Raw genomic sequence first — 26,301 nt, forward strand, 5'->3', positions numbered from 1 at the left:
ATGCTGCACCAGCACCGATTTTCACCACATTATTCACCCTACGAGAGAAACCATGAAACGTGTACTGACCTGCTCCGCCCTGGTCGCGGCAATGCTGCTGACGGTGACCGCCTGCAAGCGCGCCGAAGCACCGGCCACCCCTGCTGCTGCCAGCGCCGACAGCACGGCTGCGACGGCCGCGCCGGCCGTCGCCTCGCAACAGATCGACACCGTCGTCGGCACTGGCAAGGAAGCCACTGCCGGCGCGACCGCTGTCGTCAACTACACCGGCTGGCTGTACGAGCCGGCGGCGCCGCAGCAGCGCGGCAAGGAGTTCGATTCGTCGATCGGTCGCGAGCCGTTCAAGTTCCAGCTGGGCGCCGGCCAGGTCATCAAGGGATGGGATGTGGGCGTGCAGGGCATGAAAGTCGGCGGCAAGCGCACGCTGATCGTGCCGGCCGACATGGGCTATGGCGCCGGCGGCGCGGGTCCGATTCCGCCAAACGCCACGCTGGTGTTCGAGGTCGAACTGCTCGACGTGCTTTAATTCGCAGCCGGCGCCGGTGCCTTTGCCGGCGCCGGTGTTTTTTCGGGCGCCGGTGCTGTCTGCAGCGCTGGCGCCGGCGTCAACGGCGGCGCCACGGTGGTCCGGCGCGGTGGACTCGCCACCGCTTCCTGCTTGGCTCCCGGTGCTTCGCGATCCCGGATCCGGTACCAGGCAAGGCCTAGCAGCTCATAGGTTGCATACCACGAGCGCCGCATGCCTTCTGCGCTTGGCAGCCACGCATCGAATCCGTAATTCGGGTTGTAGACGAACATCGTTGGCGCCTCGACCACCTCGAGGCCCTCGCGCTCGAACACATTGCGCGCCCGGTGCATGTGCATCGCATCGGTCACGAGCAAAATCCGTTTGATCCCCGCCGGGCGCAGCAGCACATTGCTGTAGATGGCATTCTCGCCGGTGTCGCGCGAGCGCCGCTCGATCCACTTGACCGGCACCCCGAAATCCTCGCGCAGCGCCCTGGCCATCGCATCAGCCTTGGTGTATCCCATGTCGATCCTGGCCGGATCGACACCGCTGCCGCCATTGCCACCCGTAACCAGAATGGGCAGGCCTGTGCGCCGCTGCAGGTGCGCGCCGTAGCGCAGGCGCGCCAGTGCCGTGTGGTCGGGGATGTCGCGGTTGTCGTATTCGCCTGCGCTACGCAACCGGCCTGCAGCCAGCACGACGATGGCCTGGGCGCCGGCGCTTTCGGGCCGTGCCAGCGGCTTGGTCAACTGCTCCAGCGGTCCGACCAGGAAGCTCGATCCCGCATTACTCGACATGAACGTCAGCAAGGCGAGCCCGGTACCGGCGACGATACGCCCGGCTCTGGGCCGGAAACGCCACAGCAATAAACCCAGCGCGATGATCAGGAACAGGCTGGTGGGAGGCAGGAAGAGGTTGCGGGGAAGGGCGTTGATTAGGTCGAGCAAAATGAAAGGCGATCGGGCCGCTGTAGTAACAATGACATCGACAGTAGACCGTAACTTGTGCAGTGCGTCAAGTTTGCAGGCCTAGGCGCGGTAGCCGACGTTGAGCACGTACAGCTCGAGAGGCATGGCGGCGATGGCCAGCAGCATGGGCAGCATCCACACCAGTTTTTGTGTCCGGCTCATGTACGGTTGTCGTTGCCGCTGTGTGCGATATGCCCGATAGCCGACATACGCGGCCAGCGGCGGCAGGATGAAGACCGTGATGGCGAGCCAAAAGGTCAGCGCCGACAGCAGCGTGAGAAAAAGGGAGAGTAGCGCCATGGTTGTTGTAATGGTGATGGTGGTTATGGTCGCGTTCGTTCAGCCGGCCGCAATCCCGTACTTGCGCCGCGCCGCCTGGTATTCCTCGGTCAGCGTGGCCAGCCGTGGATGCTGCGCATCCTGGGCCCGGATGCCGTCCAGCAGCCCGGCCGCGGTCTGACCCAGTGGATGGTCCCAACCCAGTTCATTGATCTGGCGCAGGATGCCGCCGGCGGTGGCGGCCATCACCTGCAGATTGCGCGGCGCCAGGTGCAGCGCTTCGCGCAGCGTCTGGACCGCGCCGCGCACGTCCCCCATATTGCGTTTTTCGTCGGCCACGCCCAGCAGGATCTGCGCCTGGGCCTTGAGCTGCTGGTCCATGTTCTCCAACAGGTCGGTGCGGCCGGCGTTCACGAAGACCGTCATTGCCTGATCGGGCGAGACCCCGCTGCTGGTGTCGTTCACCACGGTCAGCATCACGCCGGCGGCCTGCTCGTCGAGCCTATGCGCCAGGCAGGCGCGCGCCAGTTCGAGTTTCAGGTTCGATGACAGCGCATTGTTGGCGCGCACTGCCGACACGGCGTTCTGCAGGCCGGCCACGGCCGCGCCGCTGTTGCCGGTCTTGTCGTGCAGGAGCGCGTTGGCATACGCGTGGCAGGCATCGTAGCCCGGGGCCGCGCGCAGCGTGCGTTCGAGGTCGCGGATCGCGCCGCTGGCCTGCAGCAGGTCGCCGCGTGCCACCAGCGTCTTGACCAGGCTGACGTGGTCTTCGGGATCGCGAAACGCCGAGTAGCGCGCCTTGCCCACGACCTGGCGGAACGACGTCTCGGCCACGGCCATGTCGCCGGTGGCCAGTGCGAGCTCGCCCAGCTTGCGCAGGCGCCCCACGACGTGCGGCGAGATGGCCACCGCATCGGCCAGCACGGCCTGGGCCAGTGCCGGCTCGCCGTCCGCTTCGAGGCAGCGCGCGAGCAGGTCGTAGCCGGCCATCAGGCGCGGGTTGGTCGCCAGCAGTTCTTCGAGGATCGCGCGCGCGTCATCACCCTGGCCCAGCGCAAGCAGCGTGCGCGCCAGGCCCAGCGCCGCCCAGCCCAGCGGGCGTTCGGCCAGTACGTCGCGGTAGACGGCGGCAGCCTCGGCATGTTCGCCCAGCGTCGTGTACAGTTCGGCGCGCACGCGTGCGAGGTCGGCCGCGAAGCGCGGCTGCGCCTGGGCGCCGTTGGCGCACGCGAGGATCGCCTCGCGCAGCCTGCCTTGCGCGGCCAGCTGCCAGGCCGGAAGCAGGGCGCCACGCCGATCGAGCGCGCGCTTGATGCGCGTGCTGATCAAATCGACCGTGAACGGCTTGAGCAGGTAATCGGTGGGGGCCAGTTCGGCGGCGCTGACGACCTTGTCGCGCTCGGCCTCGGAGGTGAGCATGATGAAAATGGTCGAGGGCGTAATCAGGCGATGCTGGCGCAGGTCTTCGAGCAGTTGCTGGCCGTCCTGGCCTTCGCCGGCACCGCTGGCCAGGTCGTATTCGCACAGGATGATGTCGAACGCGCGCTGCTGCAGCTGGCGGATCGCTGTGTTGGCATTGACCGCGTGTTCGATCTTCGTGATGCCGGCCAGGCCCAGCATGTTTTGCAGGCTGGTGCGCATGCCCGGATTGGGGTCGACCACCAGCACCGCCAGGTTCGCGTTTTCTTGCATCGTCGCTCTCGTCTGCTCTGGCCGCGTACGCCGGACGGCGCACATCGCAAGATTGTCCACCGTTAAGATACCGGCAAGTGCCGAATCGATCAAGGAAACCGACTCGCTGCGTGCGCGGGGTTCCGGCCGGTCGCCGATGGCGGCCCGGCCAGAGGGGGGAGGCTGTATAATACCGGCCTATCTTCCACCCTAGCAGCGACGCTGCATCAACCGACTGTCCAAGCCATGTTGATTCTGCCGGGTTCCAATGCCCTGTCCGCCTTCCGTAGCCAACGCCTCCTGAGCCAACTGCAAGCTGTCGCCCCGTCGATCGCCGCCGTCCAGGGCCGTTTCTACCATTTCATCGACACCAGCGCGCCTTTGTCCATCGACGATACGTCGCGCCTGTCGGCCATGCTCACCTATGGCGAGCCTGCGCCGGAGACCCTGTACGAAGGCGTGACCGAAGCATTCTTCGTCATCCCGCGCCTGGGCACCATTTCACCGTGGGCCTCGAAAGCGACCGATATCGCGCGCAACTGCGGCATGGGCCACGTCCACCGCATCGAGCGCGGTATCGGCTACACCGTCGTGCTCAAGACCGGCATCCTGGGCAGCAGCTTCGGCGCGCCCAAGAAGCTGGCAGACGACGAGCTGCAGGCGGTCATCGGCCTGCTGCACGACCGCATGACCGATACCGTCCTGCGCAACGCCGACGACGCGCAGCACCTGTTCAATGAACTCGAAGGCAAGCAGCTCGAGAGCATCGACGTGCTGGGTCTTGGCCGCGCCGCACTGGTGCGCGCCAACACCGAACTCGGTCTGGCGATGTCGGACGACGAAGTCGATTACCTGAACGACGCGTTCACGAAGGCGCAGCGCAACCCGACCGACGTCGAGCTGATGATGTTCGCCCAGGCGAACTCGGAGCACTGCCGCCACAAGATCTTCAATGCCGACTGGGTCATCGACGGCGAGAAGCAGAGCATCTCGCTGTTCGGCATGATCAAGAACACGCACCAGCTGAACCCGCGCGGCACGGTCGTCGCCTACAGCGACAACTCGTCGATCATCGAAGGCGCGACCGTCACCCGGTTCTTCCCGCGCGACGGCGAAGAGTACGGCCCGTCGACGGAGCTCGTGCACACCCTGATGAAGGTCGAAACGCACAATCACCCGACCGCGATCTCGCCATTCCCGGGCGCCTCCACCGGCGCCGGCGGCGAAATCCGCGACGAAGGCGCAACGGGCCGCGGCGCCAAGCCGAAGGCGGGCCTGGCCGGCTTCACGGTCTCGAACCTGGTGATTCCCGATGCCGTGCGGCCGTGGGAAAACGCGTCGGACGTGACGGGCCAGGTGCGCTCGGATGCGCTGTACGGCAAGCCGGAACGTATTGCCTCGCCACTGCAGATCATGATCGAAGGCCCGATCGGCGGCGCCGCGTTCAGTAATGAATTCGGCCGGCCGGTCCTGGGCGGCTACTTCCGTACCTACGAACAGAATGTCGGCGCAGCCGGCGCGGTCTACGGCTATCACAAGCCGATCATGATCGCAGGCGGCATCGGCAGCATCTCGGCCGCGCACACGCACAAAGATGAAATCCCGGTCGGTAGCCTCCTGATCCAGCTGGGCGGCCCCGGCATGCGCATCGGTATGGGCGGCAGCGCCGCGTCGTCGATGGCCACCGGCACCAACACGGCCGACCTGGACTTCGACTCGGTCCAGCGCGGCAATCCGGAGATGGAGCGCCGCGCGCAGGAAGTCATCAACGGCTGCTGGCAGCTGGGCGCGCACAATCCGATCATCTCGATCCACGACGTGGGCGCGGGCGGCTTGTCGAATGCGTTCCCGGAAATTGTCAACGACGCCAAGCGCGGCGCGATCTTCAATCTGCGCAAGGTGCCGCTCGAAGAAAGCGGCCTGGCGCCGAAAGAGATCTGGTCCAACGAATCGCAGGAGCGCTACGTGCTGGCGATCGCCCCCGAGAGCCTGGCGAAGTTCGCCGCGCTGTGCGAGCGTGAGCGTTGCCCGTTTGCCGTCGTCGGCACCGCGACCGAAGAGCGTCAGCTGCGCCTGCTCGACGAAGAGCAGGCCGGTGGCCCGAATGCGTCGCCGGTCGACATGCCGATGGACGTCCTGCTCGGTAAACCGCCGAAGATGACGCGCGACGTGCAGCATGTGCAGAATACGTTCCCGCCAATCGACCTGACGGGCATCGAGCTGGTCGAAGCAGCGCGCCGCGTGCTGCAGAATCCAACCGTGGGCGACAAATCGTTCCTGATTACGATCGGCGACCGCACGGTTGGCGGCATGACGGTGCGCGACCAGATGGTCGGCCCGTGGCAGGTGCCGGTGGCCGATTGCGCCGTTACGGCAATGGCCTACGACGGCTTCCTCGGTGAAGCGATGGCAATGGGTGAGCGTACGCCGCTGGCCGTCATCGACGCTGCCGCGTCGGGCCGGATGGCCGTGGCCGAGTCGATCATGAATATCGCGGCCGCCGCGATCGACGACATCTCGGACATCAAGCTGTCGGCCAACTGGATGGCGGCCTGCGGCCAGCCGGGCCAGGACGCCGCACTGTTCGACACGGTAAAAGCCGTCGGCATGGAACTGTGCCCGGCGCTGGGCGTGTCGATCCCGGTCGGCAAGGATTCGCTGTCGATGCGCACGACCTGGAACGACGACGGCGCCGCCAAGGCCGTGATCTCGCCGGTATCGCTGATCGTCTCGGCGTTCGCGCCGGTGGCCGATATCCGTCGCTCGCTCACGCCCCAACTGCGGACCGATGCGGGGGAGACGGCCCTGATCCTGGTCGACCTGGGCCGTGGCAAGAACCGCCTGGGCGCGTCGATCCTGGCGCAAGTCACACAGCAACTGGGTGACTCGGTGCCGGACGTCGATTCACCGGACGACCTGAAAGCGCTGTTCGGCGCGATCCAGGCACTGAACAAGGACGGCAAGCTGCTGGCTTACCACGATCGTTCGGACGGCGGCCTGTTTGCAACGCTGGCCGAGATGGCCTTCGCCGGCCGCACGGGCGTGTCGGTCAACCTCGACATCCTGACGATGGAGAGCGGGCACGGCGCCGACTGGGGCGACGCCAAGAACTGGGCCGGCCAGGTGGCCGAGCGCCGCAACGAAATGACGCTGCGCGCGCTGTTCAGCGAAGAAATGGGCGCCGTATTCCAGGTGCGCGTGGAGGACAAGACGGCCGTCATGAACGTGCTGCGCGAAGCGAACCTGGGCGCTTGCAGCCATATCATCGGCAAGCTCAATGACCGTGGCGCGATCGAATTCACGCGCGACGCAAAGGTCATCTACAACGAAAAGCGCAGCAGCCTGCACCGCCTGTGGAGCGAGACCAGCTGGCGCATCGCGCGCCTGCGCGACAATCCGGAATGTGCGGACGCCGAATACGACCGCCTGCTGGACGAGCACGATATCGGCATGACGCCGAAGATCAGCTTCAACCTGGACGAGAATGTCGCTGCGCCGTTCATCGCGACCGGCAAGCGCCCGCGCGTGGCGATCCTGCGCGAGCAGGGCGTCAACTCGCACATCGAGACAGCCTGGGTCATGCACCAGGCGGGCTTCGCGGCCATCGACGTGCACATGAGCGACCTGATCGCCGGCCGCGCCAAGCTGGACGACTTCCATGGCGTGATTGCCGTGGGCGGCTTCTCGTACGGCGACGTGCTGGGCGCCGGCGAAGGCTGGGCCAAGACCATCCTGTTCAACCCGCAGCTCTCGGACCAGTTCGCCCGCTTCTTTGCGCGCCAGGACACGTTCGGCCTGGGCGTCTGCAACGGCTGCCAGATGATGAGCAACCTGAAGTCGATCATCCCGGGCGCGCAAGCATGGCCGAAGTTCACGCGCAACAAGTCGGAGCAGTTCGAAGCGCGCTTCGGCATGGTCGAAGTGCTGGACTCGCCATCGATCTTCTTCCAGGGCATGGCCGGCACCCACGCGCCAATCGCCATCGCGCACGGCGAAGGCTTCGCCGATTTCTCGCTGACGGGCGACTACGACGCCTCGATCAAGGCGATGCGCTTCGTCGACAACCGTGGTCAGGCGACCGAAACGTACCCGTTTAACCCAAACGGCTCGCCGGGCGGGCTGACGTCGGTGACGACGGCCGATGGACGCTTCACAGTTCTGATGCCGCACGCCGAGCGCGTCTTCCGCGCCGCCGTGCATTCGTGGGCGCCGGAATCATGGGGCGACGAGTCGCCATGGATGCGAATGTTCCGCAACGCGCGCAAGTGGGTTGGCTGATCGGCTGACTGACATGAAAAACGCCTCCTCGGAGGCGTTTTTTTTGCGCCGTAGCACAGCCGGGGTCAGGTCTGACATTCGGACACGACCCCAGCCGTAGGGTGGACGGCTCCGCCGTCCACGCGTCCAACGAACCGCGCCGCGCCACGACATCAAGCCAGTTTGAACGCGTGGGCGGCATAGCCGCCCACCCTACAGCCTGTCGATCACGAAGACGCTGTCGCCAGCGCTCGATGATGCGAGCCGCCATCCCAGGCGGATATAGAACTGCGCGGCTCTGGTGTGCGTTCCGGTGCTGAGTGTCACCCGCCTGAACCCCAGCGAGAACAGCCAGTCCGTTGCCAGCGAGAGCAGCTGCTTGCCCAGCCCTTGACCTTCGAAGCGCGGATCGACGAACAGCGCCCAGATCGATCCGTCGATCCAGTTGGCGTAGCTGAATGCGACCACGTCGCCATCAACAAGCGCCACCCAGCCGCGCCCATCCTTCTCCAGAAAATCGGCATACATCTGCGGCGTGATCCGTGTCGGATCGTGCAAAACATTCTCGGTCACCGCCAGGCGAATGCGGGTCATCTGCGGTATATCGGCGACTGCCGCCTTGCGAAATACGGAATGCATAAACACCAGCCTCCAAATAAAAAGAGCGCACCCTCGGGTGCGCTCTTTGCGGTCAAGCCAGGCAGAGAATTACTGCACTTTGGCTTTCTTGACCAGGGTCTCGCGATAGGCTGCCAGCTGACGCTGCTGCAGGCCTTCGGTGACTTGCTGCTTGACTTCTTCCAGCGCCGGTACCTTGGCTGCACGGACGTCTTCCAGCTTGATGACGTGGTAGCCGAACTGCGACTTCACAGGCGTTTCGGTGATCGCGCCTTTTTGCAGGGCGACCATGGCTTTCGAGAACTCAGGCACGTAGGTGGCCGCGCTGGCCCAGCCCAGATCGCCGCCGTTCTGTGCGCTGCCGTCTTTCGACTGCTTGGCCAGTTCGTCGAACTTGCCGCCGGCTTTCAGCTTGGCGATGATGCCCTTGGCATCGGCTTCGGAGTCGACCAGGATGTGGCGCGCGTGGTATTCCTTGTCGCCGATCAGCGCTTTCTGCTTGTCGTACTCGGCTTTGACGTCGGCATCCTTGACCGGGTTCTTCTTGACGTAGTCCGCCAGCATCGCGTTGATGATGATGCTTTGACGGGCGTTGTCGATGGCCGACTTGACGTCGGCGCGGGCGCCGATGTTCTGCTTGTCGGCTTCCTGGATCAATACTTCACGGCTGATCAGGTCTTTCTTGATCGCTTCGCGCAGGTCAGGGGAGTCCGCAGCGCGGCCCTGGGCCACGACCTGCTTGACCAGCTGGTCGACCCGAGCTTGCGGGATTGCCTTGCCATTGACGGTAGCGGCGTTCTGCGCGAGGGCAGGCACGGCAACGACTGCAATCATGGCGAACAACAGGCTGGCTGGCTTCAAAATCATCGTTGAGATCCTATATAAACTCGAAAAGTATCGCCGCAGGCGACGAATGCCGGCGTGCAGAGCGCGCGCCGGCGACAATACATCTTACTGCACCTTTGCCTTCTTGACCATTTGCTCCTGGAAGTCACGCAGCTTCTCTTGCGCGAGCGTCTCGGAGATCTGTGGCTTGACCTGGTCCATCGGTGGCAGCTTGGTCGCGCGGGTGTCGTCCAGCTTGATCACGTGGTAGCCGGCATTGGTCTTGACCGGCACGTCGGTGATCGCGCCCTTGGCGAGCTTGGTGAAGCCGGCCGCGAATTCTGGCGGCATCGTGTTCGGGGTGACCCAGTCCAGATCGCCGCCGGTGTTGGCCGTGCCGGTGTCCTTCGACGTCTTGGCGACGTCTTCGAACTTGGCGCCGCCCTTGATCTTGGCAATCGCAGCCTTGGCTTCGGCTTCGGTCGTCATCAGGATGTGGCGGACGTGGTATTCCTTGTCGCCCGTCTCTGCCTTGACCTTGTCGTACGCTGCCTTGATCTCGGCATCGGTCACCGGGTTCTTGGCGATGTAGTCGCGGGCCAGTGCGTTGACGACGATCGACTGGCGGGCGCTGTCCATGGCTTCGCGCACTTCAGGCTTCTTGTCCCAGCCTTGCTTGACGGCTTCTTGCATCAGCACTTCGCGGGCGATCAGGTCGTTCTTGACGGCTTCGCGCAGCTGTGGCGTGTCCTGGCCCTGGTTCTGGGCAACGACCTGCTTGACGACGGCGTCGGCGCGTGCCGAAGGAATCGCCTTGCCGTTGACCACTGCGATGTTCTGGGCAAAGGCCGGGGCCGATGCGATGGCAACGAGGGCTAACAGCAGGCGAGCAGGCTTAAAGGTCATGTGTATTCCTGTGACGGGTTTTAACTGGACGAGAGAAGTTCAGGTGGTGTACTTATCTGTTCGATTGTCGGGCAAATTTCTTAAAACTGCCTGAAAACCCGCTTTCAGGACAGCTCGGAAGGCGCGATGGCGTTGATGGCCAGAGCGTGGATTTCCGCCTTGTTGATCATATCGTGCACGGCATCATACACAAGACGATGGCGCATGACCAGCTTGAGGCCTTCGAAGCGCGACGACACGATTTTGACCGAATAATGGCTGCCGCCGGAGGCCGCGCCGGCATGACCCGCGTGCAGGTGCGAGTCGTCGCTGATCTCGAGCAGGGTAGGGGCCAACTCGGCTTCGAGCTGGGCGCGCATGCGTGGTTCGCGATCGCTTTTGTCTGCGCTTTGTTCATTCAGGTTGGTCATGCGTCTTCCTCCTTGATGTATTTGTAGAGCATCATCGTTTGAATCATGATGAAGGCAAAGAATATGGCGGTAAAGCCGAACAGCTTGAAGCTGACCCAGGCACCGGTGTCGTTATGGAAGACCACGAAGGCCATCAACAGGTTCAGCAAACCCATCGCGACGAAGAACGCCATCCAGATGTAGCCGATGCGGTTCCAGAACGGCTCGGGCAGCTTCATGTTCGGTTCCATCACCGAGCGGATCAGGTTCTTTCGATAAAACACTTGCGCGATGAACAGACCCAGTGCGAATGCCCAGTACAGGATCGTTGGTTTCCATTTGATGAACAGGTCGTCGTGGAAATAGATCGTGGCGCCGCCGGCGACGACGATCACGCCCAGCGTCAGCCACATCGCATTGTCGACCTTGCGCCCGCGCGCCAGCAGGTAACCGACCTGGCACACGGTGGCGATGATGGCCACGGCAGTGGCCAGCAGGATCGCCGACTGTGACGGCGGCACGCCGCCGCCCGCAATCAATGGCCCCAGATACTCAACGGCCATGCGATGCGCCCATGCCTGGTTGCTGTCGCCATACTTGTAGACGCCGAAGAACAGCAGGACCGGGAAAAAGTCGAACAGGAATTTCATCGTGCAATCACTCTCAGGCCGGGTCGAACCGCATCGAGGCGGAATTGATGCAATAGCGCAGGCCAGTTGGTGGCGGACCGTCCGGGAACACGTGGCCCAGGTGCGCGTCGCAGACGCCGCAAATGACTTCGGTGCGCACCATGCCGTGGGTACGGTCGGTCTTTTCGATCACATTGGCCGGATCGAGTGCACGGAAGTAGCTTGGCCAGCCGCAGCCCGAGTCGAACTTGGTGTCCGATTCGAACAGTGGCGTGTTGCAGCAGACGCAGCTGTAAATGCCATGCTCGTGGTGGTCCCAGAACTTGCCGGTAAAGGCGCGTTCGGTGGCCGCGTGGCGCGTGACTTCGTATTCCATCGGGTCGAGCTGGTTACGCCATTCGGCGTCGGTCTTGGTGACTTTGTCGGTCATGATGTGGTTTCCTCGTGTCTCGTTGGTGTGTTTATGAAGAGCAGCTTACTTCGAGATGCGCGGCCCAGTCGGGCGGCAGCTCGGCGTAGGCGGCGTTGTCGGGTTGCTCGTCGAACGGGCGCTCGAGCACGGCCAGCAGCTTGTGCACGCCACTGAAGTCGCCGTTCTGAGCCTGTTCGATGGCCGTCTGGGCCAGGTAGTTGCGCAGTATGTACTTTGGATTGACCAGGTTCATCGCCGCGCGCCGGGTCGCGTCGATGCTGTGTTCGCTGCGCAGGCGGGTGCGGTAGATCGCGGCCCAGGCGTCGAACGAGGCGCGGTCGATGAACAGGTCGCGCAACGGTTCATCATGCTCTGGCGCATCCACCTGCAGGTCGCCCAGCAGGCGGAAGAACAACGTGAAATCGGCGTGGTTCGCCTGCAGCAGCTCGATCGTGTCTTCGAACAGCTTGGCGTCGCCATCCTGGCTATCCAGCAGGCCCAGCTTGCCGTGCATCAGGATGTCCATCTGGCGGCCGAATTCGGGCCGGTAGACAGCCAGGGCTTCCTCGGCTACCTCGGGTTCGCCGATCAGCGGCAGCAGAGCATTGCCCAACGCATAGCAATTCCAGTGCCCGACCGGCACCTGGTTGGCATAAGAATAGCGCCCGCCCTGGTCCGTGTGGTTGCAGATGTGGCGCGCGTCGAACGCTTCCATGAAGCCGAACGGGCCATAGTCGAGCGTCAAGCCCAGGATCGACATATTGTCAGTGTTCATCACGCCATGCATGAAGCCCACGGCCTGCCAGTGCGCAATCATGCGCGCGGTGCGGCGCGTGACTTCGGCCAGCAGCGCCGCATAGGGATTGGCCTCGCCGGCGAGTTCAGGATAGAACTGCCCGATGACGTAATCGGCAAGCGTGCGTAGCTCGTCCTCGCGGCCTTGCGACGCCCAGTGCTCGAACGAGCCGAAGCGAACAAACGTCGGCGCCATGCGCGCCACGACGGCGGCCGTCTCAAGCGTTTCGCGGGCGATGCCTTGCGGCGAACCGGTCAGGGACAGCGCGCGTGTCGTCGGGATGCCCAGTGCGGCCATCGCTTCGGAACACAGGAATTCGCGGATCGACGAGCGCAACACGGCGCGGCCGTCGCCCATGCGGGAATACGGCGTGCGCCCGGCGCCCTTGAGCTGGATTTCCATCGGCCCGGTCGGGGTGGCGATGTCGCCCAGCGTGATCGCACGGCCGTCGCCCAGTTGGCCGGCCCAGACACCGAACTGGTGGCCGGAATACACGGCGGCAAGCGGTTGCGAGCGTGGCGCCACCTTGTTGCCGGTGAAGAGCTCGACAAAATCAGGGCGCGCGAGATCCTCGACGGTCAGCCCGATCAGGGCGGCCGCAGGTTGGCTGGCCGCGATGAAATGCGGCGCAGGCAATGGCGTGGGCATCAGGCGCGTGTAAAACGCTGGCGGCAATTCGGCGAAGGAATTGTTCAGTGCAAGTTCGTCGGCAGTGATGGCAGTCCTCGTTGGCGTGGTCGGCAATGAAACGATTTTACCCGACCGCGATATTACGCGTGATCGGGCACGCCGGTTCACGCGCGTTACACCCTGTAACCGCGCCGGTTCAGAAAGGCGTCATGACGCGCTGCATCATCGAATTGCGTTGACGCCGCGCCGCATCGCACATGACACTTTCGACGTTGCTGCTGAGCTTGATAACCCTTGAATCCCGGAGCCCACATGCCTGATTACCCGATGAGTCCCCTGCAAGGCCAGATGATGGATGCACCGCTGCTGGTCTCCGGCATCATCGAATTTGCCGCGCGCCATTATGGCGATGGCGAAATCGTTTCACGCCGCGTCGAGGGCGACCTGCACCGCTACACCTGGCGCGATGCGGCCGCCCGCTCGCGCCAGTTGGCCAATGCGCTGGACAGCCTGGGCATCGCCATGGGCGACCGGGTGGCCACACTGGCCTGGAACGGCTACCGGCACCTCGAACTGTATTACGGCGTCTCGGGCTCCGGCGCCGTGCTGCACACGATCAATCCCCGCCTGCACCCGGAACAGATCGCCTACATCGTCAACCACGCCGACGACCAGGTGCTGTGCTTCGACCTGACCTTCCTGCCGATTGTCGCCGCGCTGGCGCGTACCTGCAAGGGCGTCAAGGCCTGGGTAGCCCTGTGCGACCGCGCAGCGCTGCCACGCGATTCCGGTATCGATACCTTGCTGTGCTACGAAGACCTGATCGGCGCGCACAACGATGTCTATGCGTGGCCGCAGTTCGACGAACGCTCTGCCGCCAGCCTGTGCTACACGTCCGGCACGACCGGCAATCCGAAAGGCGCGCTGTATTCGCACCGCTCGACGGTCCTGCATGCGTACGCATCGGCCATGCCGAACGCGCTCAATGTATCGTCGCGCGACGTCGTGCTGCCGGTGGTGCCGATGTTCCATGTGAACGCGTGGGGCTTGCCGTACTCGGTGCCGCTGTCGGGCGCCAAGCTCGTGTTTCCCGGCCCGGCGCTCGACGGGCGCTCGCTGTACGATTTGTTCGAAGGGGAGGGCGTGACGTTCTCGGCGGGCGTGCCCACGGTCTGGCTGGGCCTGGTCAACCACGTGATCGAACACGATCTGGCGTTCTCCACGTTCCGCCGCACCGTGATCGGTGGCTCTGCCTGCCCACCGGCGCTGATGGACACGCTGATGGACCGCTTCGGCATCGAGGTCGTGCACGCCTGGGGCATGACCGAGATGTCCCCACTGGGCACGGCCTGCACATTGAACAGCGCGCACCAGGCACTGTCGCCGGAGGCGCAGCGCGCCGTACTGCGCAAGCAGGGCCACGCCATCTACGGTGTGGATATGAAGATCGTCGACGATGCTGGTACCGAACTGGCCTGGGATGGCGTGACGTACGGCCATCTGCTGGTGAAGGGGCCGTGGGTCGTGTCCGGCTACTTCCGCGAAGAAGGTGGCAACGTGCTGGTCGATGGCTGGTTCCCGACGGGCGACGTGGCCACAATCGACGCCGACGGCTATCTGGCGATCACGGACCGCAGCAAGGACGTGATCAAGTCCGGCGGCGAATGGATCGGCACGATTGATCTGGAAAACGTGGCGATGGCGCATCCGGCCGTGCTGCAGGCGGCTTGCATCGGCGTGGCGCACCCGAAATGGGATGAGCGTCCATTGCTGGTGGTCGTGCGCCGGCCCGGCATGGACGTCACGCGCGACGCCTTGATCGGCTGGTTTGACGGCAAGGTGGCGCGCTGGTGGACGCCGGACGACGTCGTGTTCGCCGACAGCCTGCCCGTCGGCGGCACCGGCAAGATCCAGAAGAACCGCTTGCGCGAAACGTATGCGCAGCACCGTTTGCCATCGGCACAGGAGACCGAAACATAGCTGTGCGCCGCATTTCACGCCGGGCGGGTAAAGTTGTGTCACTTTTAACAATCTTCTACTCACAGGAATTCCCATGCGCCTGCTTATCGCCCTCATCCTTCCCTGGCTGACGTTCTTCACGATCGGCCGTCCGATTGCCGGCGTCATCTGCCTGATTTTGCAAATCACGCTGGTTGGCTGGCTGCCAGCTGCAATCTGGGCCGTGTACGCGCTGAACGAGTACAAGACCGACAAGAAGATTGCCGAGGCCAGCCAGCGCGGTCAATTCTGAGTGGGTAAGCAGCATCCTGGCTTGCCCGAATAACACGTTCGTTCGTTTATTTGCGGTATAGTTGGCAGCTCGGTCATTCCCACTTTCAGGAGACGAAATCGACATGAGCGCCGACTACCAGGTGCACGGCAGCGTTGCCGTCATCACGCTGAACAATCCCCCCGTCAATGGCCTTGGCCTGGCAACCCGCACGGCAGCCGTTGCCGGCATCCGGCAGGCCGAAGCCGACCCGGCCGTCACGGCCATCGTGATCACCGGTGCCGGCAAGGCATTTTCGGGCGGTGCCGATATCCGTGAGTTCACGTCGCCCAAGGCGCTCACCGAGCCGACGCTGCATACGCTGATTGCCACTGCCGAAGGCGCGGCCAAGCCGGTCGTCGCTGCCATTCACAGCGTGTGCATGGGCGGCGGCCTGGAGCTGGCGCTGGGCTGCCACTACCGCGTCGCGGCGCCCGGCGCGCAGATCGCGCTGCCCGAAGTCAAGCTTGGCCTGTTGCCCGGCGCGGGCGGCACGCAGCGCCTGCCGCGCGTGCTGGGCCTCGAAAAGGCTCTCGACATGATCCTTACCGGCGCGCCGGTCGTATCCGACAAGCTGGCCGGCACGGCGCTGTTCGACCGCGTATTTGATGCGGACGTCGACCTGCTGCCGGCCGCCGTCGCGTTTGCCGAATCGGTTGCCGCCGTCCGCCCGCTGCCCAAAGTGCGCGACCGCGCCGTCGCGCACCCGGATGCCGCCGGCTTTCTGGCTGAGGCCCGTGCGCGCGTCGATGGGATGGCCGGGCCATTCCCGGCGCCGCGCGAGTGCGTCGAAACGGTGGCCGCGTCCGTGACCGCCGATTCATTCGAGGCCGGCTTGCAGTTCGAGCGCGAACGCTTCATGTACCTGACAACGACGCCCGAATCGAAGGCGCTGCGCCATGCATTCTTTGCCGAGCGCGCCGCCGGCAAGGTGCCGGGCGTGCCTCCCGACACCCAGCCACGCCCGATTGCCAGCGCGGCCGTGGTGGGCGCCGGCACGATGGGCGCCGGCATCGCGATGAACTTTGCCAATGCCGGCATTCCGGTGATCATTCTCGAGACGAAGCAGGAAGCGCTCGACAAGGGCCTGGCCGGCATCCGCGCCGTGTACCAACGCAGCGTCGCCAAGGGCAAGCTGACGGCCGACAAGCTGGCGCAGCGCATGGCCTCCATCACCGGCACGCTGTCGTACGACGCGCTGGCGCAGGCCGACATCGTCGTCGAAGCGGTGTTCGAGGACATGGACGTCAAGGAGCTGGTGTTTCGCGAGCTCGACAAACTGATGAAGCCGGGTGCGATCCTGGCCACCAATACGTCGTCGCTCGACGTGAATCGCATCGCCGCGTTCACGGGGAGGCCGCAGGATGTGATCGGCCTGCATTTCTTCAGCCCTGCGCACGTGATGAAGCTGCTCGAAATCGTGCGCGGCGCACAGACCGGGGCCGATGTGCTGGTCACCGCGCTGGCGCTGGCGAAAAAACTCAAAAAAACGGGTGTGGTCTCCGGCGTCTGCGATGGGTTCATCGGCAACCGCATGCTCGAGCAGTATCTGCGCCAGGCGTACGACTTGCTGGAAGAAGGCGCGCTGCCGGAACAGGTCGACCGCGCAATCGAGGCGTTCGGTTTCGCGATGGGCCCATTCCGGATGAGCGACCTGGCCGGCAACGACATCGGCTGGCATATCCGCAAGCGGCGTGCGATCGAGTCACCAGACTTTGCGTATTCGAAGCTGCCGGACCTGTTGTGTGAACAGGGCCGCTTCGGGCAAAAGACGGGCGCCGGCTGGTACGACTACCAGGCGGGCGCGCGGGCGGCCACGCCCTCAGGCACCGTCGACGCGATGGTGACGCAGTACTCGGGCGAGATCGGTGTCGCGCGCCGCGCGATTGCGGACGCTGAAATCGTCGAGCGGCTCGTGTATGCGCTGGTCAACGAGGGCGCCAAAATCCTCGAAGAAGGCATCGCACTGCGGGCGTCCGACATCGACATGGTCTACCTGAGCGGCTACGGTTTCCCGCTGCACCGTGGCGGACCGATGCTGTATGCCGACATGGTGGGCTTGCCGGCCGTGCTTGCAGCAATCGAGGGCTTTGCGCGCGGGCGCAATGGGGAGGCGTGGACGCCGGCGCCGCTGCTGGTGCGGCTGGCCGCGGCGAATGGCGCGTTCAACGCCTGAACATAAAACGGCTTGATGCGTGGACGGCGCCGCCTTCCACGCATCGAGCACACAACAAAATCACTAGTCGTTCGCGTAAATATTGTTGTCCTTGGTCTCCCGCACGAACAGCGCACCGATCACGAACGTGGTCATGGCGATGATGATCGGGTACCACAGGCCGTAATAGATATCGCCCTTGAACGCCACCAGCGCGAAGGCCGTCGTCGGCAACAGCCCGCCGAACCAGCCATTCCCGATGTGATACGGCAGCGACATCGACGTGTAGCGGATCCGGGTCGGGAACATCTCGACCAGCATCGCCGCGATCGGGCCATACACCATCGTCACATACAGCACGAGGATGAACAGCAGCACGACCAGCATCGGCTTGTTGATCGCGGCCGGATCGGCTTTCTCCGGATAACCCGCGCTGGCCAGCGCCCCGTTGACCTCTTTCTTGAGCGCCGCTTCGCTGGCCTTCGACGCATCGTCGAAGTTCAGGTTATCCGGCGTCATGACGGCGTTGAACGACTTGAACTCGGTCGTGCCGATCTTGATCGTGGCGACGGTGCCGGCTGGCGCATCGATCCGGTTGTAACTGACCGAGGCGGCCGTCAGCATGCGCGTGGCGATGTCGCACGACGACGGGAACTTGCGGGTGCCCGTTGCATCGATCTGAAAGCTGCAGGTGGCCGGGTCGGCCACGACGAACACGGGCGCGGTGCGCAGCGCCGTTTCCAGTGCCGGATTGCCGTAGTGCGTGATCGCCTTGAAGATCGGGAAGTAGGTCGCCGCAGCAATCGCGCAGCCGCCCAGGATGATCCACTTGCGGCCGATCTTGTCCGACAGCGCGCCAAAGATGATGAAGAAGGGCGTGGCCAGCAGCAGGGCGATGGCGATCAGGATATTGGCCGTCGGGTCGGCAATCTTGAGCGTCTTGGTCAGGAAGAACAGCGCGTAGAACTGGCCCGTGTACCAGACCACGGCCTGGCCCATCGTCAGGCCGAGCAGCGCCAGCAGGGCGATCTTGGCGTTCTTCGGTTTCAAAAACGCTTCCGACAGCGGCGCTTTCGACGTCTTGCCTTCGGCCTTCATCTTGGCAAATGCCGGCGACTCGTTCATCGACAGCCGGATCCACACCGAAATCCCCAGCAGCACGACCGAGATCAGGAACGGGATACGCCAGCCCCAGGCCTGGAATTCTTCTTCACCGATCAGCGTGCGGGTGCCCAGGATGACCAGCAATGACAGGAACAGGCCGATCGTCGCGGTGGTCTGGATGAACGCCGTGAAGAGGCCGCGCTTGCCGTGCGGCGCATGCTCGGCCACATAGGTTGCCGCGCCGCCGTACTCGCCGCCCAGCGCCAGGCCCTGCAGGATGCGCAGCGTGACCAGGATGATTGGCGCGGCGATACCGATCTGCGCATAACTGGGCAGAATGCCGACGAGGAAGGTCGATGCGCCCATCAGCAGGATCGTGATCAGGAACGTGTACTTGCGGCCGATCATGTCGCCCAGACGGCCGAACACGAGCGCGCCGAACGGGCGCACGATGAAGCCGGCGGCAAAGGCCAGCAGCGCAAAGATGAAGGTGGTGTTGGGGTCGCCGATGAAGAACTGCTTGGCGATGATCGTGGCGAGCGAACCGTACAGGTAGAAATCGTACCATTCGAACACGGTGCCGAGCGAGGAAGCAGCAATGACCTTGCGCTCTTCCTTGGTCAGGCCAGCGGTGGTGGTAGAGGGTGGTACAGCGCCGACAGTGTTGCCAGGTGTGATTGCCATGGCTTGTCTCCGTTCATTGTTTTGTGTTTAAGCGGAAAGGCTGATTGTTGGTCAGCCAACCCAATGTGCGCCTCGAACCTTACGCGAATCTTGCAAAATGGGTAGCTGCAGGTCCGCGTTGTAAATATGTTTTTCGTATGGTTTTGGCGAACGATCGTGCTCTCGCTATACTGGCTGTGAGGGGCACGCAACGCTGCCCACAACACCGACAACAGGAGCGCGAATGATCAAGCACATCGTCATGTGGAAGCTGAAAGAAGAGGCCGAAGGCGCGGACCGCGCAAGCAATGCACGCGAGATGAAACGCCGGCTGGACGAATGCGCCGCGATCGTCCCAGGCATCATCACCTTTGAAGTCACGCTGGCCCAGCCCGACCTCGAAGCAACCTACGACGTCGCGCTGTATTCCGAGTTCGCCGACCGCGCGGCGCTCGCCGCGTACATCGCGCACCCGGTGCACCAGGCCGTCGTACCATTCATCGGCGCGATCCGCGAAGGGCGCCAGTGCATGGATTACGAAATCTGACCACGCCGTGCTGACCGGAGGCCGTATGCGCACTACGCAGGAACTGTTTTCACTAAAGGGCAAGACCGCGATCGTCACCGGCGGCTCGCGCGGGCTCGGACTGCAGATGGCGCAGGCGCTGGGCGAGCAGGGCGCACGCCTGATCCTCACCTCGCGCAAGCAGGAAGAACTCGACGCTGCCGTCGCCCGGCTGCATGATCTGGGCATCGAGGCGAGCTGCTTTGCGGGCGATTTGTCCGACCCGGCGCATGCAACAAGCCTGGTTGAGACGGCGCTGGCGCGTCTGGGCCATGTCGATATCCTGATCAACAATGCCGGCGCCACCTGGGGCGCGCCGGCCGAGGATTATCCGCTCGAGGCGTGGGACAAGGTGATGAACCTGAACGTGCGCTCGGTATTCCTGGTTTCGCAGGCGGTGGGCAAGCTGTCGATGATCCCACGGCGCTACGGGCGCATCGTCAATATCGCGTCGATTGCCGGCCTGTCGGGCAACCCGCCGGATGCCATGCAGACGATTGCCTACAACACGTCCAAGGGTGCGGTCATCAACTTCACGCGCACGCTGGCCGGCGAATGGGGCCGCCACGGCATCACGGTCAATGCGATCGCGCCGGGCTTCTTCCCATCCAAAATGACCAAGGGCGTGCTGGCTGCCTACGGCGCCGAAGGCCTGGCAGCCGCAGCCCCGCTGGGACGGCTGGGCGACGACGAAGACCTGAAAGGCGCAGTGGTGCTGTTCGCCTCCGACGCCGGCAAGCACATCACGGGACAAATACTGGCGGTCGATGGCGGCGTCACCGCTGTCTGAGCGCCGTCTGAGCGCTGTCTGAACGCATGGTCAAAGGACAAAACGATGGATGATTTCAAAGGCAAGGTCGCCGTCATTACCGGCGCGGCCAGTGGCATGGGCCGCGAGTTTGCCGCCATGGCCGCCAGCCTGGGCATGAAGCTGGTGCTGGGCGATGTGCAGCGCAAGCCACTCGAGAAAGCTGCCGAGGAATTGATGGACGGCGGCGCCGAGGTCATCGCGATGGTGTGCGATGTGCGCAAGAGCGCGCACGTGCAGGAGCTGGCCGATTCGGCGATGGCGCGTTTCGGCGCAGTGCACCTGGTGTTCAACAACGCGGGCGTTGGCGCTGGTGGCCTGATCTGGGAAAATTCGAAGGAAGACTGGGAGTGGGTGCTGGGCGTGAACCTGTACGGCGTCGTCAACGGCGTGCGTGCGTTCATCCCCGTGATGCTCGAATGCGCAGCCAAGGACCCCGCGTACCGGGGCTATGTCGTCAACACCGCGTCGATGGCGGGGCTGATCAATTCACCGGCGCTGGGCTTGTACAACGTGTCCAAGCATGCGGTGGTGGCGCTGACCGAAACGCTGTATCACGACCTCAAGCTGGTCGATGCACCGATCGGCACGTCGGTACTGTGTCCATACTTCATCCCGACGCAGATCGCGCAGTCGCACCGGCACCGGCCGGACGAACTGCGCACCGACGAGATCATGACGGCGAGCCAGATGGCGGCGCAAGCGCTGACGGAAAAAGCTGTCGGCTCGGGCAAGGTGTCCGCAGCGCAGGTCGCACAGCTGACGTTCGACGCCATCCGCGCCGAGCGCTTCTATGTGTTCTCGCATCCGCAGGCGCTGGGCACCGTGGCCGAGCATGCCGATGCGCTGGTACATGGCCGGCAGCCGCCCGATCCGTATGCGGCCACGCCGCATCTGCGGGATATCCTGAAAGCGGGGCTCAAGGGCCGACGCTGAGCGCCGACCCTTTACTGCATCAAGCCGCGGCTTGCTCGCCCGGCACCACGACGCGCTCGTGCAGGTCGGGCGCGCCATTGCTGTACAGCTTGACCACCGTCGACGTGCGCGTGCCGTATTCTTCCGACTCGATGCAGACCGACGACAGCATGCGCTCCATCTCGAGCGGCACGCCCGTTTCCGGCAGGCGCAAATCGGGTGCGCGCGTCGTGTCGGCCAGCATTTCAAAGTACGCGTCTTCCGGCGCGCCCTGGCACAACAGGCTTGCGAACTGCGCTTTCGTGCGCAGCACCTTCGGCCACGGCTCGTCGAGCAGACCGTTCGAGATGCCGTAGATCCGGCCACGCTCGAGCGGCTGGCCATTGCGCGGGTCGTGTTGCCCGCGGTTCGAGTACCAGTACAGCGTCTCGCCGTCGCCCAGCACCAGGTTATAGCCGTTGTAGTGGTCCGGCTGGGCCGCGAGCTGCGCGACGTAGGCGCCCGCATCGAGCTCGCCCGCCAGGTAGTCGGCCACCAGTGCGCCGCGTGTCGGCGCATCGGGCTGACGCTCGCCCGGGCTGCGGATATTGGTCAGCGCGGCAAAGCGCGGGCCGTTGGCGCCCGTGAGCGACACGCCCATCCAGCTGCCGCCGCCTTGCAGGTCGCGCCCGGCGATCACGTGCGGATGCTCGGGCCAGGGCGCGGCGGGCAGGGCCGGGCGGTCATAGAATTCATCGCGGTTGGCGGCGGCAATAACAGGCACGCCAGGGACGACGTGCCATGCAAAGACGATCAGGCACATGGCGGCAACTCCGTAAAGACTTCGACACGGCGCGGGCCGGCCAGCAGGGATTCGAATCCGGCTTCGTCGACAGCGCGCGCGAGCGTGGCGTCAAAGCCGGCGGGGACGGACGGGTAGACTTCCATCCAGGTTTGCAGGCCATCCTGGTTACCTGGCCGGCGCTTGAGCTGTACGCTCACGCCTTCGCTGGCGACGAGGGCCGCCTGCATCGCGCGCACCAGCGGGGCCAGTTGCGCGGTGTCGGCGTCGCGCACCTTGTAATACACGTACAGGTCGGAGACGGACAGATCGGCCATCGTCAGTCGTCGATCGCGTCGAGGCTGTACGGCATTGGCAGGAAGCTCACGCGTGCACCGGTGGCCGAACCCAGGCGCACTTCTTCCGTCAGCTGCGCCAGCTTGATTTCGACCAGCGCGTCGGCGCCACCGATCCCGTTCGGTGCAACATTGACGACCATGCCGCATGGCTGGCTTGGGTCGAGGGGCGAAAAGACTTCGTCGCCGGGGCGTGCACCCGCGTCGTCGATACGGGCCAGCGCAGCGCGGCGCTTGATCTTGCCGAGGTACTTGGTGCGCGCGACGATTTCCTGGCCCGGATAGCAGCCTTTCTTGAAATTGACGCCGCCCAGCAGCTCGAGATTGATCATCTGCGGGACGAACTGTTCCTGCGTGGCCGGGCCGACCTGCGGCTCGGCCGCGTGGATCGTTGCCAGTTGCCAGGCCTGGTCGCCGCCGACGGCGAGCTGCGTGCCCAGCGCGGACAGCGCAGCGCTGGCCGTCTCGGCTGACGTGAGCCACAGGTAGCGCGGCGCGCCGAACGCATCGTTCAGGCGCAGCACGGTGCCGAACGCACCATCGGTCTTGGTCATCGGCATAGCCGGCAGCGTTGGCACGATCTGGCCAAGCGCCGCTTGCGCTTTAGCGCCGCCCAGGCCGAGCACCGTGGCGAACGGCGCTGCATCGGTTGCATCGACGAGTTTGGCCTTGGAACGCATGACGAACATCGATAGCCGTTTCTGCAGCGGCGCCTGGATGGCGCGCGGCAGTTGCAGGTACACGGCATCATTGTCGCGCCACATCAGGAAGCTCGCCTGCAGGCGCCCCTTCGGCGTGCAGAAGCCCGCGAAGCGCACGTCCGTCGCCGTCAGGTGCTCGACGTCGTTGGTCAGTTGCGTGTGCAGGAATTTGGCAGCGTCGTCACCGCTCACGGCGATCAGGCCCTGGTCGCGTACCGTCGCGATGAAGCCTGCGGTAACGTCGTCGAGCGTGAGCTGCGGGCCAGTGTCGGCGACCTGCGTAGGTACGGCTAGGTCATCGTGAGCCGGTACCGGCGAAGGCGTGTTCTGGATGTCTGTCTGGGTCGTCATCAAAATCCGCTTATATTTAGGCAATTAGGCTTTATCATTACGGCCTCATTATAGAGTTGTGTGGAAAATCGCGCCGGGCGCGGTCCATTTCGCACGTTGACCGCGCAAAGACATGGCACTGATAAAAAAATTACTCGTTACCGGCGTCATCGTTTCCGTCGCCGCCGCCAGCGGCTTTGCCTGGTGGACCAAGCAGGCCTTGCCCGTCCCCGGCGCGCCCATTGAATTTTCGATCAACCCCGGCAGCGGCGTGGCTGCCAGCGCGCAGCAGATGGCCGCCGCCGGCGTGCCCGTCAACCCGACGCTGTTCGTGCTGCTGGCGCGACTGACGGGTGATGCGGGCCGCATCAAGGCCGGCAGTTATGAGCTCAAGCCGAACACGTCGCCGCGCCGCCTGCTGTCGCAACTGGTGCGCGGCGAGTTCGCGCAAGAAGCGGTAACGATCATCGAAGGCTGGAGCTTCAAGCAGATGCGCCAGGCGATCAGCAGCCACACGCGCCTCAAGCACGATACCGTCAAACTGACCGACGCCGAACTGATGGCGAAGATCTCGACCGAGTACAAGGATCCGGAAGGCCTGTTCTTCCCCGATACCTATCTGTTCGCGAAGGGCTCGTCCGAGATCGAGATCTACCGCCGCGCGCACCAAGCGATGCTGGCCCACCTGAACGAGGCCTGGGAAAAGCGCAACAAGGAACTGCCGTACAAGACGCCGTACGAAGCGCTGATCATGGCCTCGATCGTCGAGAAGGAAACGGGACAGAAGAGCGAGCGCACGATGATCGCCGGCGTGTTCGTCAACCGCCTGCGCACCGGCATGCTGCTGCAGACCGATCCGACCGTCATCTACGGCATGGGCGACGCGTTCGTCGGCAAGATCGCCAAGAAGGACCTGCTGACCGACACGCCGTACAATACCTATACGCGCGGCGGCTTGCCGCCCACGCCGATCTCGCTGCCGGGCCTGCAGTCGCTGCAGGCCGCGCTCGCGCCGGCCGAGACGCCGGCGCTGTATTTCGTCTCGCGCGGCGACGGTACCAGCCAGTTCTCCAGCAATCTGCCGGACCATAACCGCGCCGTGAATCGCTACCAGCGCGGGATCACCACCCAATGACAGAAGGTTGTTCCATGCAGGGCAAGTTCATCACGTTCGAAGGCATCGACGGCGCCGGAAAATCGACCCATATCGGTTTCGTCACCGACTTTCTCGCAACGCACGGGAAGACCGTGTTTGCCTCGCGCGAGCCGGGCGGCACGCCGCTGGGCGAAAAGCTGCGCGACGTGCTGCTGCACGAAACCATGCACCTGGAGACCGAGGCGCTGCTGATGTTCGCCAGCCGCCGCGAGCATATCGCGCAGGTGATCGCGCCGCAGCTGGCGATGGGTCACTGGGTGTTGTCGGACCGGTTTACCGATGCCAGTTTTGCCTACCAGAGCGGTGGCAGGGGCCTGTCGCGCGAAAAGATGGAAGCGCTCGAGGCATGGGTGCACCCAGCGCTGCAGCCTGACCTGACGCTGCTGTTCGACGTGCCGCTGGAAGTAGCGCGCGAACGGCTTGCGGCCTCGCGCACGCTCGACAAGTTCGAGCGCGAGCAGGCCGAGTTCTTTGCCCGGTGCCGCGCCGAGTACCTGCGCCGCGCGGCGCAGTTCCCGCAGCGCTTCGTGGTCGTCGATTCGACGCGCAGCATCGAGGCGATCCAGCGCGAACTCGCAGCTGTCCTGGAGCGCCTGCTGTGACGATGTATCCGTGGCAGGGCGCCGCCTGGACCCAGTTGCAGGCGCTGCGCGCGCGCATGCCGCACGCGATCCTGTTCCACGGCCCGGCCGGCACCGGCAAGGCCGATTTCATCGAAGCGTTTGCCCAGGCGCTGCTGTGCGAGAACGCCCGGCCTGACGGCCAGGCGTGCGGTGTCTGCGCATCGTGCGGCTGGTTCGCCCAGCACAACCATCCCGATTACCGCCGCGTGCGGCCCGAAGCACTCGAAGACGAACCGGGCGCGGGTGACGAAGAAGGCGACGGCGATCGTAAATCGAAGTCGACCAGGGCGCCGTCGAAAGAAATCAAGATCGAGCAGATCCGGGCGCTGGCAGACTTCATGAATATCTCGACGCACCGCCAGGGCTTGCGCGTCGTGGTGCTGTATCCGGCCGAGGCATTGAATACACCGGCGTCGAACGCGCTGCTCAAGACGCTGGAAGAACCGCCACCGGGCACCGTGTTCCTGCTGTCGTCCAATAGCCTGGACCGGCTGCTGCCGACGATCCTGTCACGCTGCCGCAAGTTCGCGCTGCCGATGCCGTCGCACGACGATGCGCTGGCGTGGCTCAACGCGCAGAGCGTGCCGGATGCAGACAGCTGGCTGCGCGAGCAGGGCGGCGCGCCACTGGCGGCGCTGGCCGCGTCGGCGCACGGCAGCCGCGAAGAACTCGACGTGCTGCTCGCGTTTCTGGCGCGACCGGCGCCGGATGCGGCGCTGCGGGCGGCTGACAAGCTGGCCAAGGCCGAGCTGCCGGCATTGGTGGCGTGGACCCAGCGCTGGCTGTACGATGTATTCTCGTACAAATTGTCGGGCAAGATCCGTTACTACCCGCGCTATCAGAAAGAGCTGGCGGCGCTGGCCGGCAGGGCGCAGACGAACAACCTGCTGCGTGCGATCAAGGCCATGAACGAACGGCGCGCGGTGGCCGATCATCCGCTGTCGGCAAAATTATTTGTCGAGGACATGCTGCTTGAGTACACTGGCTGCTGTACATGAGAGGACCACG

The 26,301-nt window shown here is 64.4% G+C and carries 25 protein-coding genes; 11 read left to right on the top strand and 14 right to left on the bottom strand.

From position 1 onward, the window contains the following. Positions 1-52: 52 nt before the first annotated feature. Complete coding sequence (locus ACZ0AJ_RS07910) at positions 53-526, top strand: FKBP-type peptidyl-prolyl cis-trans isomerase (protein ID WP_499453715.1); 474 nt, start codon at positions 53-55, stop codon at positions 524-526. On the opposite strand, the gene ACZ0AJ_RS07915 is transcribed toward ACZ0AJ_RS07910, so the two are convergent. The 3 genes from ACZ0AJ_RS07915 to ACZ0AJ_RS07925 form a co-directional block, all read right to left on the bottom strand. Next, positions 523-1,455, bottom strand: coding sequence for a YdcF family protein (locus tag ACZ0AJ_RS07915; protein WP_499453717.1), 933 nt, complete (start codon positions 1,453-1,455; stop codon positions 523-525). The genes ACZ0AJ_RS07910 and ACZ0AJ_RS07915 overlap by 4 nt on opposite strands. A gap of 81 nt (positions 1,456-1,536) precedes the next feature. After that, the gene (locus ACZ0AJ_RS07920; protein WP_499453719.1) at positions 1,537-1,776 is read right to left on the bottom strand and encodes a hypothetical protein; all 240 of its coding nucleotides are present in this window, start codon (positions 1,774-1,776) and stop codon (positions 1,537-1,539) included. A gap of 39 nt (positions 1,777-1,815) precedes the next feature. After that, positions 1,816-3,447 (bottom strand): response regulator, encoded by a 1,632-nt coding sequence (locus ACZ0AJ_RS07925; protein ID WP_499453721.1) that lies wholly within the window; start codon positions 3,445-3,447, stop codon positions 1,816-1,818. Positions 3,448-3,672: 225 nt separating this feature from the next. Between ACZ0AJ_RS07925 and purL the strand changes: the two genes are divergently transcribed. Beyond that, on the top strand, positions 3,673-7,704 hold the full coding sequence (gene purL, locus ACZ0AJ_RS07930; RefSeq protein WP_499453723.1) for a phosphoribosylformylglycinamidine synthase: 4,032 nt from the start codon (positions 3,673-3,675) through the stop codon (positions 7,702-7,704). A 192-nt stretch (positions 7,705-7,896) separates the two neighbouring features. On the opposite strand, the gene ACZ0AJ_RS07935 is transcribed toward purL, so the two are convergent. From ACZ0AJ_RS07935 to ACZ0AJ_RS07965, 7 genes are all read right to left on the bottom strand, one after another. Beyond that, the gene (locus ACZ0AJ_RS07935) at positions 7,897-8,322 is read right to left on the bottom strand and encodes a GNAT family N-acetyltransferase (protein ID WP_499454453.1); all 426 of its coding nucleotides are present in this window, start codon (positions 8,320-8,322) and stop codon (positions 7,897-7,899) included. Between the two features lie 69 nt (positions 8,323-8,391). Further along, entirely contained in the window at positions 8,392-9,168 is a 777-nt protein-coding gene (locus ACZ0AJ_RS07940) for a peptidylprolyl isomerase (protein ID WP_183552185.1), read from the bottom strand. 84 nt (positions 9,169-9,252) lie between these two features. Next, positions 9,253-10,032, bottom strand: coding sequence for a peptidylprolyl isomerase (locus tag ACZ0AJ_RS07945; protein WP_499453726.1), 780 nt, complete (start codon positions 10,030-10,032; stop codon positions 9,253-9,255). A gap of 104 nt (positions 10,033-10,136) precedes the next feature. Further along, positions 10,137-10,442: a BolA family protein gene (locus tag ACZ0AJ_RS07950; RefSeq protein WP_499453727.1), complete on the bottom strand. Its 306-nt coding sequence runs from the start codon at positions 10,440-10,442 to the stop codon at positions 10,137-10,139. Beyond that, the gene (locus tag ACZ0AJ_RS07955; RefSeq protein ID WP_183552196.1) at positions 10,439-11,071 is read right to left on the bottom strand and encodes a septation protein A; all 633 of its coding nucleotides are present in this window, start codon (positions 11,069-11,071) and stop codon (positions 10,439-10,441) included. Before ACZ0AJ_RS07955 ends, ACZ0AJ_RS07950 begins: the two co-directional genes overlap by 4 nt. 13 nt (positions 11,072-11,084) lie before the next feature. After that, the gene (msrB, locus tag ACZ0AJ_RS07960) at positions 11,085-11,480 is read right to left on the bottom strand and encodes a peptide-methionine (R)-S-oxide reductase MsrB (RefSeq protein ID WP_183552199.1); all 396 of its coding nucleotides are present in this window, start codon (positions 11,478-11,480) and stop codon (positions 11,085-11,087) included. 31 nt (positions 11,481-11,511) lie between these two features. Next, entirely contained in the window at positions 11,512-13,002 is a 1,491-nt protein-coding gene (locus ACZ0AJ_RS07965; protein ID WP_499453729.1) for a protein adenylyltransferase SelO, read from the bottom strand. Between the two features lie 198 nt (positions 13,003-13,200). On the opposite strand from ACZ0AJ_RS07965, the gene ACZ0AJ_RS07970 reads away from it, so the two are divergent. The 3 genes from ACZ0AJ_RS07970 to ACZ0AJ_RS07980 all read left to right on the top strand — a co-directional run bounded on the left by ACZ0AJ_RS07970 (position 13,201) and on the right by ACZ0AJ_RS07980 (position 17,333). Next, positions 13,201-14,868, top strand: coding sequence for a 3-(methylthio)propionyl-CoA ligase (locus ACZ0AJ_RS07970; RefSeq protein WP_499453731.1), 1,668 nt, complete (start codon positions 13,201-13,203; stop codon positions 14,866-14,868). 73 nt (positions 14,869-14,941) lie between these two features. Further along, entirely contained in the window at positions 14,942-15,139 is a 198-nt protein-coding gene (locus ACZ0AJ_RS07975; protein WP_499453733.1) for a YqaE/Pmp3 family membrane protein, read from the top strand. Between the two features lie 103 nt (positions 15,140-15,242). Continuing rightward, positions 15,243-17,333, top strand: coding sequence for a 3-hydroxyacyl-CoA dehydrogenase NAD-binding domain-containing protein (locus tag ACZ0AJ_RS07980; protein WP_499454457.1), 2,091 nt, complete (start codon positions 15,243-15,245; stop codon positions 17,331-17,333). 63 nt (positions 17,334-17,396) lie between these two features. On the opposite strand, the gene ACZ0AJ_RS07985 is transcribed toward ACZ0AJ_RS07980, so the two are convergent. Next, on the bottom strand, positions 17,397-19,100 hold the full coding sequence (locus ACZ0AJ_RS07985; RefSeq protein ID WP_499453735.1) for an MFS transporter: 1,704 nt from the start codon (positions 19,098-19,100) through the stop codon (positions 17,397-17,399). 223 nt (positions 19,101-19,323) lie between these two features. Between ACZ0AJ_RS07985 and ACZ0AJ_RS07990 the strand changes: the two genes are divergently transcribed. Genes ACZ0AJ_RS07990 through ACZ0AJ_RS08000 form a run of 3 tightly spaced genes read left to right on the top strand, consistent with a single transcriptional unit; the run spans position 19,324 to position 21,388 of the window. Continuing rightward, a complete protein-coding gene (locus ACZ0AJ_RS07990) occupies positions 19,324-19,626 on the top strand; it encodes a Dabb family protein (RefSeq protein ID WP_499453737.1) in 303 nt (100 codons plus the stop codon). A gap of 25 nt (positions 19,627-19,651) precedes the next feature. Then, on the top strand, positions 19,652-20,434 hold the full coding sequence (locus ACZ0AJ_RS07995) for an SDR family oxidoreductase (RefSeq protein WP_499453739.1): 783 nt from the start codon (positions 19,652-19,654) through the stop codon (positions 20,432-20,434). A 45-nt stretch (positions 20,435-20,479) separates the two neighbouring features. Next, entirely contained in the window at positions 20,480-21,388 is a 909-nt protein-coding gene (locus ACZ0AJ_RS08000; protein WP_499453740.1) for an SDR family oxidoreductase, read from the top strand. 19 nt (positions 21,389-21,407) lie between these two features. On the opposite strand, the gene ACZ0AJ_RS08005 is transcribed toward ACZ0AJ_RS08000, so the two are convergent. Genes ACZ0AJ_RS08005 through ygfZ form a run of 3 tightly spaced genes read right to left on the bottom strand, consistent with a single transcriptional unit; the run spans position 21,408 to position 23,535 of the window. Next, positions 21,408-22,169 carry an NRDE family protein gene (locus tag ACZ0AJ_RS08005; RefSeq protein ID WP_499453742.1) on the bottom strand — a complete coding sequence of 254 codons (762 nt, stop codon included), beginning with the start codon at positions 22,167-22,169 and terminating at the stop codon, positions 21,408-21,410. Then, positions 22,160-22,465: a DUF4936 family protein gene (locus ACZ0AJ_RS08010; protein WP_499453744.1), complete on the bottom strand. Its 306-nt coding sequence runs from the start codon at positions 22,463-22,465 to the stop codon at positions 22,160-22,162. The genes ACZ0AJ_RS08005 and ACZ0AJ_RS08010 overlap by 10 nt, the downstream gene beginning before the upstream one ends. 2 nt (positions 22,466-22,467) lie before the next feature. Next, on the bottom strand, positions 22,468-23,535 hold the full coding sequence (gene ygfZ / locus ACZ0AJ_RS08015; protein WP_499453746.1) for a CAF17-like 4Fe-4S cluster assembly/insertion protein YgfZ: 1,068 nt from the start codon (positions 23,533-23,535) through the stop codon (positions 22,468-22,470). A gap of 112 nt (positions 23,536-23,647) precedes the next feature. Here ygfZ and mltG point away from each other — a divergent pair, with 112 nt between their 5' ends. Genes mltG through ACZ0AJ_RS08030 form a run of 3 tightly spaced genes read left to right on the top strand, consistent with a single transcriptional unit; the run spans position 23,648 to position 26,291 of the window. Continuing rightward, a complete protein-coding gene (gene mltG / locus ACZ0AJ_RS08020) occupies positions 23,648-24,649 on the top strand; it encodes an endolytic transglycosylase MltG (RefSeq protein WP_499454462.1) in 1,002 nt (333 codons plus the stop codon). Positions 24,650-24,663: 14 nt separating this feature from the next. Beyond that, the gene (tmk, locus tag ACZ0AJ_RS08025) at positions 24,664-25,272 is read left to right on the top strand and encodes a dTMP kinase (RefSeq protein ID WP_499453748.1); all 609 of its coding nucleotides are present in this window, start codon (positions 24,664-24,666) and stop codon (positions 25,270-25,272) included. A 2-nt stretch (positions 25,273-25,274) separates the two neighbouring features. Beyond that, positions 25,275-26,291 carry a DNA polymerase III subunit delta' gene (locus ACZ0AJ_RS08030; protein ID WP_499456760.1) on the top strand — a complete coding sequence of 339 codons (1,017 nt, stop codon included), beginning with the start codon at positions 25,275-25,277 and terminating at the stop codon, positions 26,289-26,291. Positions 26,292-26,301: the final 10 nt, after the last annotated feature.

It is taken from the genome of Telluria sp. AC161, from assembly GCF_979258535.1.